Genomic DNA, 13,597 nt, shown 5'->3' with positions numbered 1-13,597 from the left:
GTATCTCTTTAAGTATACACGAAATAACCTCATCATTTCAATTTGATGCTTTGCAATAAAGCCGATAACTGTTTATCATCTATTGTATTTGTCATAACTTACTTACCTTCATAAAAGATGATTATAATCGCTTTTCAAAATTGCCACTCACCGTAGGACCCTCATTAAAAATCACAAAGGCATTTGGATCAAAAGAGGCAACAATGCGGCGAATCTGATGTTCTTCGTATTTATTTATCACTGTCACAAGGATGCGTGTCTGTGTTTTCGTATAAGCCCCGGCACCATCCCAATAGGTTACACCTCTTCCTGTTTCTTTCATGATGGCTTCTTGAATTTCCTGATTCTTAGTAAAAATCATTGCAGTCATATTAATATTTTGATAATGTGTGCGATCCAATACTAAAGAAAAACAGGTCATATATAAGATAGAATAGATCGCCGTAGGCACATCAAAAAGGAAAGCACATAACAGATAGACAAAAGCATTGACTATTATCGATAATTTCCCCACACTGAAATTGGCAAATTTTCGCGTAAAATAAACACCTAAGATATCCAGTCCTCCTCCACTGCCCCCACTACGCAATGCAATACCAATACCAAAGCCACAGATGATGCCCCCTATCAAACAGCTGGCAAGCACATCGTCTAGGATAGGTGTTTCCGGTATAAAGATAAGACTAAAAGCAAGTGTTTGTGCAATGACACACAAAAGCGTCTTCACAAAGAACTTTCGAGAAATGCTGCGATATGCCAAAATAAATAATGGCAGATTCATCAAGAAATTGATGATACCGGCAACATCAAAGTTGGCAGGCAATGAGATATGCGCATATTGTATTATAATCGTTCGAATGATCTGGGCAATACCGATCACTCCGCCACTATATAAATTTAAAGGTACGATGAATAAGTTAACACCCGCTGCGAAAATAAAGCCTCCTGCAATGACCATCAATATTTTATAAGTTTCATTTTCTATTTTCATATATAAAACCCTCACTCGTTATCATCAGCATTATAGCATAGAAGAGGTTTTTATGGGAATGTTTCCTGCTTCGATGCAGCAATTTTCCAAATCGTGCCTGCGTGCTTGCGATATGACATACATCCTAGGTAGCAAAGATGTCTTCTTTATCGCAACTGTTTTATCAAATGATCCTTTCACATCAACTGTAGTTTATAGCAATTTGCATCGATAAAGCGTTATTCTTTCATTTCTCTATCCTTACCGCAACTTGCTTAATGATAAAATAAAATCTTTGATAACGATTAAAGACTTTTTCAAACATCCTATAAAAAAGAAAAGAATCCTTTGTTTGACCAAACAATGGGATTCCTTTGCATGAAACGTGTTTACATACGTTTTTGTATACAATCGCCTTCGATTTTCTTAATACGGCAGGTTGCATCATAGCGCAATGTACCATTGCAATGCACATAATCAACTACGCAGCCTCCCTGTAGAACAATATCCGTTGCGGAAATAGAATTAGCTCGAATATTACTTGCTCGCAATGTTGTACATTCAATTGTATTCGCATGATTTGTTTTTCCCCAATTCTTGCCAAAGCCAAAGGCAAATACGCCTAAAATACCGCTGGCAAAATTAATGACCACTTCATCACCAAACAAATCATTCAACACGGCACAGCCATTGATAATGACCTTATCCGCATTCACTTCTCCGTTATTCTTTAACATGCCATCTACGCGTATATCATCTGCATAAACTTTACCATTTTCTGACTTTACCATGCCATCGATATCCAACTTATTCACTCTGATATCTTTGGCAACCTTCAGCATTCCATTCACATCCATTTGCTCCGCCGTAATACTGCCCTCTGCATTGCAAGTGCCATCTATATCAATCATATGACATTTGATATTGCCGTTTATCTTTCCCATACCATCAATTTTGATACGATCATATTCTCCTTCGGTAATTGTTCCAAAACCATCAATCCTTACATCCATACTCATACCATTTTGTCCTCCTTGCGAATAATAAATGTAACCCTGCACAGATACAGCCAACTGCTGCCACTAGGGGCACGCTTAAACGAAAATCAATCCAGTGATTCGCATCTGCCAGAAAATATACTCCTAAGCTTAATACCATCAGCATCATAAATTGAATACCGTATTTTAACAGACTGATGCAGGCAGGTAAGATCAGAAACAGACTCCACCAGCCGGGGAAAAATAAGGTAAACTTCCACAGTTCAAATAACTCTCCTAAATAGCCAGCACCTACTGCGATTAACAACAATCCCCAGATAATATTTTTTGCATGCTTGCTCATGAAACGACCTCCTCATCAAAGGTAAACGCAAACGTTTCCTTATACTTTACTTTCATTTGTGAACTCAATTCCTGTAATGATACACTTCGCAAGATTTTCATACGCTCATCAAGCCAATACCAGACATCCTGATTGGTGGATGCTGCAGGTTCTTGTAAAGCGAGCACGTAATGATCTTCTTGTACCTGCACAAGTAACATTCGCCATTCATGTGAGTGGATATGCGTTAACGCATGGGCACTGGATTGAATCAATGCCATCCGCGTGTTTTGGGAAAATGCATATTCCTGATTCCATTCACTGATGACCATCATCACCAAAATCTCATAGAAGGAAAAGCAATCCTTTTCCATTACATCCATAAACAGGGCGGCCACCTCAATATCAATCTCGCTGAATTCTTCCAGATCTTCTTCTGTAAACATGCGATTACTAACCTCAGGAGTCAGCATCTTCGCTAATTCTTCTAAAGAATATGTATCCTTCATCTGTTGAATTGCACGGATCCGATTTAATATACGTTCTTTCGGGAAATAGGTTTCCTGTCCTGTGGGACTAGGACGTTTCACAAACCAGCTTTCCGGTATCAGACCTTCGCGTTTCCAACGATATAGCTGTCCATAAGAAATACCGGTTTCTTTTAATAAATCTTTTTTTGAAATCTCCATAGTCGTTTCACCTTCTTCTCATTGTCATTTTGTAATACTCCAGATGATATTGCTCGTTCAATAAATGCAGCTTTTTGATCGATAGATTTTCGGCATACATCTGCTTGTTGCATTTCATACATATCAGCCACCTCTCTGCCGTTAGTGTAACATTGTTTTATTACACCTATATATTAACAAAACATTGTTACGTTGTAAAGAAAAAAAACATAAATTATTAAAATTTATGCGAAAACGTTTTCATAAACTTACCGATATCACTCTCAGGTAAAAATTAAATCAAATCTATTGACCGGTGGTCACTAAAGGGGTAAACTAGTTACATGTATGAAAAAAGGAAGTGAATATATGGAAGAGTTAAACAAACGCAGCCGTATTCAAAATGCTGCAGTTGCCTTATTCAGCGAACAAGGCGTAGAGGCAACCAGTGTCAATGATATCGTGCGGCGTGCGAATGTCGCAAAAGGCACCTTTTACATATATTATAAAGATAAAAAAGAACTGATCTCCCAGATCCTGACTGAAAAACATGGCAAAGCTTTGAATGATTTGATGAATGCATCATATGAGAAAAGCCGTCAGGGTATGATGGATTGGCGCCATGCATTTGCCAATGAGCTAATTTCCTTTTATCGCCATAATCCAAAGATCTTAAAGATGATCCAAAAAAACATCACCTCCATCTTTGACTGTGATAAGCATCGAGAACAAGTCTTAGCCCATATCGAAAAGTTGGATGCTTTCTTACAATGCTTTCATCAGGAAAAAGAGAGTCGAAAAGATGCCATGAATCGCTTTATGCTGATGATGGAGATGATTGGCGTCATTAGTTTTCACGCCATCTTTTATGAGCAGCCTGATACGATGGACAGCGTAGAACCGGTACTGCTGAAAATGATTGAGCGCATGTATTTGTAAGGAGGATTTCCATGACATATAAATTAGGAATTGATGTAGGATCTACTACATTAAAAGCCGTTCTATTAAATGAACAAGATGAAATCATCTATAAAAGCTATGAACGCCATAAATCGCGGGTACGCGAAATGAGCGTTGAGAAGATAGAAGAATTAAAACCGTTGTTGCTTGGTCATAAAATTGCCATAGCCATTACCGGAAGCGCCGGTCTTGGGGTGGCAAGTGGAGCTCAGCTTCCCTTTGTACAAGAGGTATTTGCGACAGCACAGGCGGTCAAGAAATATTATCCAACTACGGATGTAGTCGTTGAATTAGGTGGTGAGGATGCCAAGATCATCTTTCTAAAAGGCGCTTTAGAAGAACGAATGAACTCGACATGTGCCGGTGGTACCGGAGCGTTTATTGATCAAATGGCTTCCTTGTTAGATGTTGATTTGGAAACGATGGATCAACTATCGTTGCAATATACGACCCTATATCCAATTGCCTCACGTTGTGGTGTCTTTGCGAAAAGTGATGTTCAGCCTTTAATCAATCAAGGTGTTGAAAAAAGCAATTTAGCTGCCAGTATCTTTCAGGCAGTCGTTGATCAAAGTATTGCCGGATTGGCACAAGGCAGAAACATTGAAGGCAATGTTTTATTTCTGGGAGGGCCTCTGCATTTTCTAAAAGGATTACAAAAGCGTTTTAAAGAAACCTTGCACCTTAATGAAGATGAGGCAAACTTCCCCGCTTTAGCACCTTATTTTGTGGCATTAGGAAGTGCGGTATATGCGGATAATGAGACAGTGCTCTATACGTATGAAGAGCTATTGCATAAAATGAAAACGATGGCACAACAAAAAGTCAAAAATGACGGTCTGCCTCCTTTATTTGCCAGTGAACAAGACTATCAAGAATTTGTCCAACGTCATGCCAATGCCCATGTAGATCGAAAAGATATTCATAAGTATCAAGGAAAGGCATGGTTGGGGATCGATTCTGGAAGTACGACAACCAAACTTGTCCTCATTGATGAAGAAGATAACATTCTGTACGAAAGCTATGCCAATAACCAAGGCAACCCGGTCGATGTTATTCAAAAAGAATTATTGCAGATTTATGACTTGATGGAAGATCGCATTACCATAAGTCATGCTGCCGTTACCGGCTATGGTGAAGAATTGATGAAACATGCCTTCCATTTGGATATCGGTGTTGTGGAAACCATGGCCCATTATCAGGCAGCGAAGCATTTCAATCCCAACGTCGATTTTATCATCGACATCGGTGGTCAGGATATGAAATGTTTCCGTATTAAAGACAATTCCATTGACGATATCTTATTAAACGAAGCTTGCAGCAGTGGCTGCGGCAGTTTCATTGAAACCTTTGCGAAGAGTATGGGGTATGAAATCAAAGAATTTGCTCGGATGGGATTGCATGGAAAGCATCCGGTTGACTTAGGTACACGCTGCACCGTTTTCATGAATTCCAGTGTGAAACAAGCACAGAAAAATGGTGCCAGCATGGAAGACATTTCCGCCGGCTTATGTATCAGCGTCGTAAAAAATGCATTGTATAAAGTTATTCGTGCAAAAAGTGCCGAAGAAATCGGAAAAGAAATCGTTGTACAAGGTGGCACCTTCTTAAACGATACCGTATTGCGCAGCTTTGAATTAGAACTAGGCCGTCATGTCATTCGTCCAGGCATTGCCCATCTGATGGGGGCTTATGGAGCTGCCTTACTCGCGAAACAAAAACATGCTAATACCTCTTCCATACTCGATAAAACCGCACTAGAAAACTTTACACATACCTCACAAGCCAGCAACTGCGGTTTATGTACCAACCACTGTAATCTGACCATAAATACATTTGCGAATGGCACTCGTCATATTGCCGGTAATAAGTGTGAACGTCCGATCATTGGTCGTGCCAATAAAGAAAAACTTCCTAATCTCTATGATTTCAAATATGAAGAACTATTGAAATGCAAAGGAATCAGCGGTGTTCGTGGAAAAATCGGGATTCCGCTTGTGTTAAACATGTATGACAACCTTCCCTTCTGGCATTCCTTCTTCACCAATTTAGGATTTGAGGTGGTCTTAAGTGATCGTTCCAGCAAAGCCTTATATGCGAAAGGACAGCATACGATATCCTCTGATACCATCTGCTATCCAGCAAAGCTAGTGCATGGACACATTCAATCCTTGATTGATAAAGGTATTGATACGATTTTCTATCCCTGCATGAGTTACAATGTAGATGAGCAGATGAGCGATAACCATTTCAACTGTCCAGTAGTTGCCTATTACCCTGAAGTCATTGAAGGCAATATGGATTTAGAAGGCATCACCTTCCTTTATCCTTATGTTTACTTGGAAGATCGTCATACTTTTGAAACAAAAATCTTTGAATACTTCCGCTCACAGGATATGGATATCACTTATAAAGAAATTACGGCAGCTGCTTCTCATGCGTATGTTGCCTATGAAGAATTTAAACAAAAGATCCAACAGGAAGGTGCCAGAGCTTTAGCTTTTGCGCAGACGCATCATCGTAAGACGATCGTATTAGCGGGACGTCCTTATCATGTCGATCCGCAGATCAATCATGGCATTCATCGTTTATTAAGCAATTTGGGATTTGTTGTCGTTAGCGAAGACAGTATTCCAAAACAATCGCAACGCCCAAGTATCCATGTCTTAAATCAATGGACCTTCCATGCTCGCATGTATAATGCGGCACAGTTTGTAACGACGCAAAACGATATGGAACTCATTCAACTTGTCAGTTTTGGCTGTGGCATCGATGCGATTACCGCAGATGAAGTAAAAGATATCTTACGTCGTCACAATAAATTATATACACAGATCAAGATTGATGAAGTTGATAATCTTGGTGCCGTGAAGATTCGCTGCCGTTCCTTATTGGCGGCAATGGAAGAAAGGGAGGGATAAATTCATGAACCGTGTAGAATTTACCAAAGAAATGAAGAAGACACATAAAATCCTTGTGCCCATGATGCTGCCGATACATTTTCAATTTTTACAAAACATCTTTCGCCAAAACGGCTATCAGATGGAGTTGTTACAGACCAAAGGACAACAGATCATTGATGAAGGATTGAAAAATGTGCATAACGATACTTGCTATCCGGCATTGTTGGTCATCGGTCAAATGATCGATGCCTTAAAATCAGGAAACTACGATACCGATCACATTGCTTTGGCCATTACCCAAACCGGTGGCGGCTGTCGTGCCTCTAACTATATCCATTTGCTGCGAAAGGCACTAAAACAAGCTGGTTTTGGCCATGTACCTGTCATTTCCGTTAATTTTTCCAAGTTAGAAAAAAATAGTGGATTCAAATTGACAGGCAGTATGCTACTACGACTATTATATGGTTTTCTATATGGAGATATGCTTATGTGGATAAAAAATCAATGTAAACCATATGAACGGCATGCCGGTGCAAGTGATGCACTTGTCCAAAAATGGATCAACCGTATCAGTGAACAATTTAATTCTCTTTCCTTTTTAAAGCTTCATCACAATTATGTAATGATGTTAGAGGAATTTGCGGCTATTGAACGTGAGAATACACCGAAAATTCAAGTGGGTATTGTCGGAGAAATCTATATGAAATATGCCCCTCTAGGTAATAATGAATTAGAAGATTTCTTGATCAAGGAAGGCTGTGAACCAGTCGTATCCGGAGTTCTTGATTTCGGTTTATATTGCCTGGAAAATACGGTCATTGACCATGAATATTATAATCGCAGCCGCAAAAGCTATCGCTTTGTTGCCATGGCCAGTCGTTATATTCAGCATTTACAGATGAAAGCCATCAAAGCCATTCGTCAACAAGGTGTCTTCCGTGAACCCGATACCTTTCAAGAAGTTATGGAAAGCAGCGAAGGCATCATTAACCGTGGTACTAAGATGGGAGAAGGCTGGCTGTTAACAAGTGAGATGGTTGCCTTAATCAAAAGTAATGTTTCTAATATCGTTTGTTGTCAGCCATTTGGCTGTCTGCCAAATCATATTGTTGCCAAAGGCATGACACGTAAAATCAAAAATATCTATCCAAATGCCAATATCGTTGCCGTTGATTATGACCCAAGCGCGACACGTGTAAATCAGGAAAATCGTTTAAAGCTAATGTTAAGCAATGCGCGTCTAACGGCTCGCTTTGCCCAAGCCGAAGAAGAAAAAAGTGCAGCTGCCAAACAACAGGCATATGCATATGAGACACGATAAATACATTGTATTTTATAAGAATATGCACCTATAAAATAAAAAAGAAGTCAAAACCAGATCAAATCACAGGTGGTGACTTCTTTTTGTGTAGAAATGCATACTGTTATACTTTTTGTTTTTCCTTCTTTACAACTGTAATCTGAAAACTATGCATGAGTTCCTCATCATATGCTTGTCCCAAATTTTGAAACGTTGGCAAAAAAACATAATTCAAGCGTTGTTCATAAGGCAATCCATTGGCTTTACCAGATGCATAACAGATACCTTCGATATCGGTCTTCCTATTATAAACGGCAGCTGTTAACAGTTGTGATATGACATAATTACTCTTAAAGGCATGGTTTTCATTATCCTTTGCCCATATGGATAAGGCATATTTTAATGGCATGGTACATAAAAAGGCAAACAATTGTTCATGCGAATATCTTCTTTTTTCCATCTGTGGATAGGACACACTTACATCCAATAAAGAAAACGCTTTTAAAGGACGAAATTCACCATAGGATATATTGGTTTTTGCCAATTCCTTATACATACAAAGAAGACTGCCAGCCAGATATAAACAAGGTATCCCCGTGATAGAATAGCGCTGATTCTGAATCAAATAGCGTTTTGTAAAAGGGATATGATAGAATTCTTGACGATCAAGCAGTGGTTTTAAAGATACTCTTCCTCGATATAATACATTGGGAAGCTGCTGTATACGCTCAAACATCATCTCATATGTTTGATGATGAAAGGAACACTGCAACATATTTTGCATCTGAGAAGAAGCAGTATTCATCCTTCCCTTTAAATAATTACGCCAAATATCATTAATTTTATTACGTAACTTATATAAATATGTATATTCTTCCACAGTTAAGATATCGGCCTTTTTTATAAGATGTAAGAAACGTAATGTTTTTTGTAAATATGCACTACGTACCTCATGATCATGTTCAACCATCGTCTCAAGTGGCAGCTGTTCGGCCAGCTTTTGCAATAATAAAGTTTCCATCATAACCCCCTAAGCTTTTCGCAAGTTCTAGTTCATTATATAACAATTCATAACAAAATGAGTAGAAATTGCAACAGAATGTTGCTTTCCCTTATTTTCTTCTCGATAACGTTTACTTCATGATACACATAGAGTAAAATAAAGAGGAAAGAGGTGTTTTTATGGTACATATTGGCAATGATTGGGACGAAATATTAAAAGATGAATTTGCGAAAGAATATTACCAGAACATCCGCAAATTTTTAGTATATGAATATAATCATCATCCGGTATACCCCAGCATGTATGATATCTTTAACGCTTTAAAATATACACCGTATCACTGTGTTAAGGTTGTTATTTTAGGACAAGATCCATATCATGGCAAAGGACAGGCGCATGGCTTATGCTTCTCCGTTAAAAAAGGGGTTACTCCTCCTCCATCTTTACAAAATATCTTTCAAGAATTAAAAAACGATGTTGGCTGTAACATCCCTACTCATGGAGAATTAACGAAATGGGCAAAACAGGGCGTATTATTGTTAAATACTGTGTTAACCGTTCGCGGTGGACAGGCGAATTCTCATGCCAATCATGGTTGGGAACAATTAACCGATGCGATTATTCAAAAGTTAAATGAACGCGTAGAACCAATCGTCTTCCTTTTATGGGGACGCAATGCCAAAAATAAAATGGCACTTATCACCAACCCGGCACATCTTATTCTGTCATGTGCACATCCTAGCCCATTTAGTGCGGATTATGGTTTCTTTGGCTGTCGGCATTTCTCCAAAACCAATGACTTTCTAAAACAGCATGGACAAACACCTATTGATTGGCAAATCGAATAAGAAATATCTTGCGCTTTTTGCGTCAATTCGCTTATAAAACAAATAAAAACAAATGGTAATGCATGAATTTCACATCCCTTTCTTGACACGAAAAACAAGCATGCTAAAATTAATTCGTATGAAGAGAAAGGAAATTGGTTTATGTTAAAAGAAGTTGCTATAAAGTATTATCGTATGGGATATAACTGTGCAGAAAGTATCCTTCGTGCGGGAAATGAGGTCTATGATCTGGGGCTACATGACAAGGACATGAATATGACCGCCGCTTTTGGGGGAGGTTTTCAAATCGGGGATGTCTGCGGTGCCCTCAGCGGTGCAGCTTGTGTCATCAGCTCTCGCTATGTAGAAACCAAAGCACATGATTATGCAGATATGCGCCCATTGACGCAAAAGCTGGTCATCGCTTTTCAGAAACGCATGGGTTCTCGCCTATGTGCGCAAATCAAACCGGTATTTCATAATAAAGAAATAAAATGTGAGAATACAGTTGCTACTGCTGCTGAAGTATTAGAACAAGTTATCATGGAATGGGATGCAGAACACAACACTGTAGAGCAATAACATAAAGCTGCCCTATGACAAGAGCTATCTTCACACTTGTCATGAGCAGCTTTTTCTATTCTATTTTATCCACGTTTCCCCATTAAAATAAATTGTATCAGTTCTTCAACATCATCAAACACATCATAATCACCAAAAATACCTTCTCTATGATAAACAATCCCATTCTTTTCATTCGCTGCGAAACAATCTAAAAGTTTTTTCTCTTTTCTGAGTTCTTTTTAGTGAGCCCTTTTTTTATCACTTCCTTATTTTTCTTCTGATTTATTTCAAATTTCTTATTGACATATTACCAGAAGACTTGTATAGCTATATCATAACAAAAAAACTACGACAACAGTATGTCATAGTTCTTGATAAAGTTATATCCATCGTTTACTGTCTTCATAGATACGTTTTCTTAACGTTATTGGCTGTAACACTTCAATCCTATCGCCAAAGGCTAACAGATTCGCATACCAGAAATGCTCATCTTTAGGCACATACAAGCGATATAAGAAAGTTTTTTTATCTTCCCGCAAAATCTCACCCGGCAGATATTCCAAAATCGATAGTTTCTTTGCTTTATCACAACGCAAACGAATTTCTATCATCGGCTGTTGATGTTTCTCATCATGCATAGACGCGATAGTTTCACGTAATGCAGGATGCGGTTGCGCTTGCATATCCTTAACGAGTTCAATATCTTCCATACGCACTAACTTATACATACGATAGCCTTTTTTGCGTTTTGGCAATCATATACCAAGCATACCATTTATACATACATCCGGCGGCATCTGCCACTGTCTTTTTTCGTTCATTACGCGCATTTGTATACATAAAGCGTAAGCAACAATGTTTCTGCATGGCTGTTTTAATGATTTGCAAATGCTGATGTATGAACGGATGTTCCTGTAAAACGCTAAAATCTAACAGGATATGGGAATCATCTTTTGAGAGCTGTTCTATCTTTTCACATAAGTCAACTACCTGATTTTCTCCCATTGCGCTGGAATAACCTTGCAATGCAGTAGCCATCATAGAAAACTCTTCCTCATTCACCCATTGTTCATCCAAGCGATAACCTTCTTGTATTTCATAGCCGCCATCACTATCGGAATAAGCAATAATAGGAATTTTCGCCATGCTTAAGGCATCCATATCCCGCTGAATCGTGCGCACTGAAACTTCAAAATATTCTGCTAATGTTTTGGCACTGGTACGCCCATGATTTAACAAATATATCGTGATTCCATACAAACGATCGCGCTTCATCTGCTTTTTCCTTTTTTTAAATCTTCGATTGCCTGCTGTTTTTCACTAAGATACTCCCAGCGTTCCATTAATTCTTCCATCTTGGTTTCCAAGGCTTCCCGCTCTTCACTTAAAGATTGTAATTTCACAAAATCTTGTGTATCCATCTCCATTTGCTCGTCAATCGCTTCGATCTGTTTTTGCAGCTTTTCCATATGTTCATCCATCATTTCCAGTTCCTGTTTCTCTTTACTGGTTAGTCGCGGACTTACCTTTGGCTTCACTGCTTTTTCATTCTTATCTAAAACTGTATTCTTTTCCCCTAGTTCCATCAAGGCACTATAGCCACCCAAAAACTGCTGTATCGTTTTATCTGACTTAAATACAAACAGCTTATCACAAATACGATCAAGGAAATAACGGTCATGTGACACCGTAATAAGCGCCCCGTTAAATGTATCCAGATAATCTTCCAAAATCTGTAAGGTCTGAATATCTAAATCATTGGTTGGTTCATCCAAAAACAAGATATTCGGTGCCTGCATCAATACCTTTAATAAATATAACCGTCTGCGTTCACCACCGGATAAACGCCCAATTGGCATATATTGCGCTTTGGCATCAAACAAGAATCGTTCCAGCATTTGCGAAGCTGTATATGTTCCCTCTATGGTCGTAATGGCATTCGAGCTTTCCTGTATATAATCCAATACGCGCATAGACATGTCCATTTCTTCATATCCTTGCTTAAAGAAGCCTATTCTAACCGTATCTCCGTGTATCACTTCGCCACTATCTGGAGCCAATTCTTTTGCCAATAGTTTCAATAAGGTTGTCTTTCCACACCCATTCGCGCCCAAAATACCAATGCGGTCATTTCTTTGAAGATGATAAGAAAAATCATGAAACAAGAAGTGTTCCCCATACGCCTTAGATAAATTTTCACATTCGATAATTTTCTTACCTAAGCGAGAACTTATAGCATCTAATTTTATATTCGCTTGTTCATTCGGTTTCTCTATCGCATTAAGTTTATGAAACCGCTCAATACGTTCCTTGCTTTTTGTTCCTCTGGCTTGTACACCGGCGCGCATCCAGGCAAGTTCCGTACGTAAAATATTTTGTCGTTTGCGCTCATTCGCTTGCGCTATTTCTTCGCGTTGTGCTTTTAATTCCAGATATTGTGAATAATTAGCCTCATAGGTATATATGTTTGCCTGATCGATTTCTATCATTTTATCACAGATACGTTCTAAAAAATAACGATCATGTGTTACCATAAAGATAGCATGAGAATAACGCAATAAATACTTCTCTAGCCATTCGATCATATCATTATCCAAATGGTTTGTCGGCTCATCCAATAGTAAAAGATCACAAGGCTGTAACAAGGCTCTTGCTAAAGCAACACGTTTGCGCTGTCCACCACTGAGATGCTTCACAATGCGCGCAGTATCATAAATACCAAGTTTTCCTAAAATTGCCTTTGCCTCAAATTCCTTAATATCTTTATCCATACATAAAATTTGATGCAATATCGTATCCTCTTCATCAAACACAGGATCTTGGGGAAGATAAGAGATTCGTAAATTATTTTTACGTATCATATTACCCTCTTCATACGTTTCAAGACCTGCTATGATGCGTAACAAGGTCGTTTTACCAGTACCATTGACACCAATCAAGGCAATTTTATCATGATCTTCAATCGCAAAACTGACATCTTTTACAATTGGTTTTATATTCTGATGCTTTGTTAAATGTTCCACTGACAGTAACATGTATATCATCCTCTTTCGTTACCTGCTTATTTTACCATACGCAGATG

Annotated in this window: 14 protein-coding genes; 5 read left to right on the top strand and 9 right to left on the bottom strand. The window is 38.6% G+C overall.

Annotated elements, in window-relative coordinates; translation table 11 throughout:
* Positions 1-121: 121 nt before the first annotated feature.
* The 5 genes from AC1VS3_RS00740 to AC1VS3_RS00720 all read right to left on the bottom strand — a co-directional run bounded on the left by AC1VS3_RS00740 (position 122) and on the right by AC1VS3_RS00720 (position 3,101).
* Positions 122-991: a YitT family protein gene (locus tag AC1VS3_RS00740; RefSeq protein ID WP_008689312.1), complete on the bottom strand. Its 870-nt coding sequence runs from the start codon at positions 989-991 to the stop codon at positions 122-124.
* Between the two features lie 368 nt (positions 992-1,359).
* Positions 1,360-1,989, bottom strand: coding sequence for a polymer-forming cytoskeletal protein (locus AC1VS3_RS00735; protein WP_008689314.1), 630 nt, complete (start codon positions 1,987-1,989; stop codon positions 1,360-1,362).
* Positions 1,967-2,311, bottom strand: coding sequence for a LiaF transmembrane domain-containing protein (locus tag AC1VS3_RS00730; RefSeq protein WP_008689315.1), 345 nt, complete (start codon positions 2,309-2,311; stop codon positions 1,967-1,969). Before AC1VS3_RS00730 ends, AC1VS3_RS00735 begins: the two co-directional genes overlap by 23 nt.
* Positions 2,308-2,979 carry a DUF4004 family protein gene (locus AC1VS3_RS00725; protein ID WP_008689317.1) on the bottom strand — a complete coding sequence of 224 codons (672 nt, stop codon included), beginning with the start codon at positions 2,977-2,979 and terminating at the stop codon, positions 2,308-2,310. The genes AC1VS3_RS00730 and AC1VS3_RS00725 overlap by 4 nt, the downstream gene beginning before the upstream one ends.
* On the bottom strand, positions 2,952-3,101 hold the full coding sequence (locus tag AC1VS3_RS00720) for a hypothetical protein (protein WP_008689319.1): 150 nt from the start codon (positions 3,099-3,101) through the stop codon (positions 2,952-2,954). The genes AC1VS3_RS00725 and AC1VS3_RS00720 overlap by 28 nt, the downstream gene beginning before the upstream one ends.
* 226 nt (positions 3,102-3,327) lie before the next feature.
* Here AC1VS3_RS00720 and AC1VS3_RS00715 point away from each other — a divergent pair, with 226 nt between their 5' ends.
* Genes AC1VS3_RS00715 through AC1VS3_RS00705 form a run of 3 tightly spaced genes read left to right on the top strand, consistent with a single transcriptional unit; the run spans position 3,328 to position 8,142 of the window.
* Positions 3,328-3,897 (top strand): TetR/AcrR family transcriptional regulator, encoded by a 570-nt coding sequence (locus tag AC1VS3_RS00715; protein WP_008689320.1) that lies wholly within the window; start codon positions 3,328-3,330, stop codon positions 3,895-3,897.
* An 11-nt stretch (positions 3,898-3,908) separates the two neighbouring features.
* Positions 3,909-6,839 carry an acyl-CoA dehydratase activase-related protein gene (locus AC1VS3_RS00710; RefSeq protein ID WP_008689321.1) on the top strand — a complete coding sequence of 977 codons (2,931 nt, stop codon included), beginning with the start codon at positions 3,909-3,911 and terminating at the stop codon, positions 6,837-6,839.
* 4 nt (positions 6,840-6,843) lie between these two features.
* A complete protein-coding gene (locus AC1VS3_RS00705; RefSeq protein WP_117547206.1) occupies positions 6,844-8,142 on the top strand; it encodes a 2-hydroxyacyl-CoA dehydratase in 1,299 nt (432 codons plus the stop codon).
* A 103-nt stretch (positions 8,143-8,245) separates the two neighbouring features.
* Here AC1VS3_RS00705 and AC1VS3_RS00700 read toward each other — a convergent pair whose 3' ends face one another.
* Positions 8,246-9,142 (bottom strand): hypothetical protein, encoded by an 897-nt coding sequence (locus AC1VS3_RS00700; protein WP_331866789.1) that lies wholly within the window; start codon positions 9,140-9,142, stop codon positions 8,246-8,248.
* A 161-nt stretch (positions 9,143-9,303) separates the two neighbouring features.
* Here AC1VS3_RS00700 and AC1VS3_RS00695 point away from each other — a divergent pair, with 161 nt between their 5' ends.
* Entirely contained in the window at positions 9,304-9,972 is a 669-nt protein-coding gene (locus AC1VS3_RS00695) for a uracil-DNA glycosylase (protein WP_331866790.1), read from the top strand.
* A 141-nt stretch (positions 9,973-10,113) separates the two neighbouring features.
* Complete coding sequence (locus AC1VS3_RS00690) at positions 10,114-10,533, top strand: C-GCAxxG-C-C family (seleno)protein (RefSeq protein ID WP_119957472.1); 420 nt, start codon at positions 10,114-10,116, stop codon at positions 10,531-10,533.
* 362 nt (positions 10,534-10,895) lie between these two features.
* Here the strand turns inward: AC1VS3_RS00690 and AC1VS3_RS00685 are convergent, their stop codons facing one another.
* From AC1VS3_RS00685 to AC1VS3_RS00675, 3 genes are read right to left on the bottom strand one after another with little or no spacing between them, the layout of a single operon-like run.
* Positions 10,896-11,243 (bottom strand): WCX domain-containing protein, encoded by a 348-nt coding sequence (locus AC1VS3_RS00685; protein ID WP_321195591.1) that lies wholly within the window; start codon positions 11,241-11,243, stop codon positions 10,896-10,898.
* Positions 11,236-11,790 (bottom strand): helix-turn-helix transcriptional regulator, encoded by a 555-nt coding sequence (locus AC1VS3_RS00680; RefSeq protein ID WP_321195590.1) that lies wholly within the window; start codon positions 11,788-11,790, stop codon positions 11,236-11,238. Before AC1VS3_RS00680 ends, AC1VS3_RS00685 begins: the two co-directional genes overlap by 8 nt.
* Positions 11,787-13,550, bottom strand: coding sequence for an ABC-F family ATP-binding cassette domain-containing protein (locus AC1VS3_RS00675; RefSeq protein WP_119957471.1), 1,764 nt, complete (start codon positions 13,548-13,550; stop codon positions 11,787-11,789). Before AC1VS3_RS00675 ends, AC1VS3_RS00680 begins: the two co-directional genes overlap by 4 nt.
* Positions 13,551-13,597: the final 47 nt, after the last annotated feature.

The sequence above is a fragment of the Longicatena sp. genome (genome assembly GCF_982403165.1).
The sequence above is the reverse complement of the archived record's forward strand: the minus strand, read 5'-3'. Positions and strand labels throughout refer to the sequence as shown.

Excerpts from the sequence above, each read along its gene's own strand:
- AC1VS3_RS00740 (WP_008689312.1), bottom strand. The coding sequence starts at position 991 with ATGAAAATAGAAAATGAAACTTATAAAATATTGATGGTCATTGCAGGA.
- AC1VS3_RS00735 (WP_008689314.1), bottom strand. The coding sequence starts at position 1,989 with ATGAGTATGGATGTAAGGATTGATGGTTTTGGAACAATTACCGAAGGA.
- AC1VS3_RS00730 (WP_008689315.1), bottom strand. The coding sequence starts at position 2,311 with ATGAGCAAGCATGCAAAAAATATTATCTGGGGATTGTTGTTAATCGCA.
- AC1VS3_RS00725 (WP_008689317.1), bottom strand. The coding sequence starts at position 2,979 with ATGGAGATTTCAAAAAAAGATTTATTAAAAGAAACCGGTATTTCTTAT.
- AC1VS3_RS00720 (WP_008689319.1), bottom strand. The coding sequence starts at position 3,101 with ATGTATGAAATGCAACAAGCAGATGTATGCCGAAAATCTATCGATCAA.
- AC1VS3_RS00715 (WP_008689320.1), top strand. The coding sequence starts at position 3,328 with ATGGAAGAGTTAAACAAACGCAGCCGTATTCAAAATGCTGCAGTTGCC.
- AC1VS3_RS00710 (WP_008689321.1), top strand. The coding sequence starts at position 3,909 with ATGACATATAAATTAGGAATTGATGTAGGATCTACTACATTAAAAGCC.
- AC1VS3_RS00705 (WP_117547206.1), top strand. The coding sequence starts at position 6,844 with ATGAACCGTGTAGAATTTACCAAAGAAATGAAGAAGACACATAAAATC.
- AC1VS3_RS00700 (WP_331866789.1), bottom strand. The coding sequence starts at position 9,142 with ATGGAAACTTTATTATTGCAAAAGCTGGCCGAACAGCTGCCACTTGAG.
- AC1VS3_RS00695 (WP_331866790.1), top strand. The coding sequence starts at position 9,304 with ATGGTACATATTGGCAATGATTGGGACGAAATATTAAAAGATGAATTT.
- AC1VS3_RS00690 (WP_119957472.1), top strand. The coding sequence starts at position 10,114 with ATGTTAAAAGAAGTTGCTATAAAGTATTATCGTATGGGATATAACTGT.
- AC1VS3_RS00685 (WP_321195591.1), bottom strand. The coding sequence starts at position 11,243 with ATGTATAAGTTAGTGCGTATGGAAGATATTGAACTCGTTAAGGATATG.
- AC1VS3_RS00680 (WP_321195590.1), bottom strand. The coding sequence starts at position 11,790 with ATGAAGCGCGATCGTTTGTATGGAATCACGATATATTTGTTAAATCAT.
- AC1VS3_RS00675 (WP_119957471.1), bottom strand. The coding sequence starts at position 13,550 with ATGTTACTGTCAGTGGAACATTTAACAAAGCATCAGAATATAAAACCA.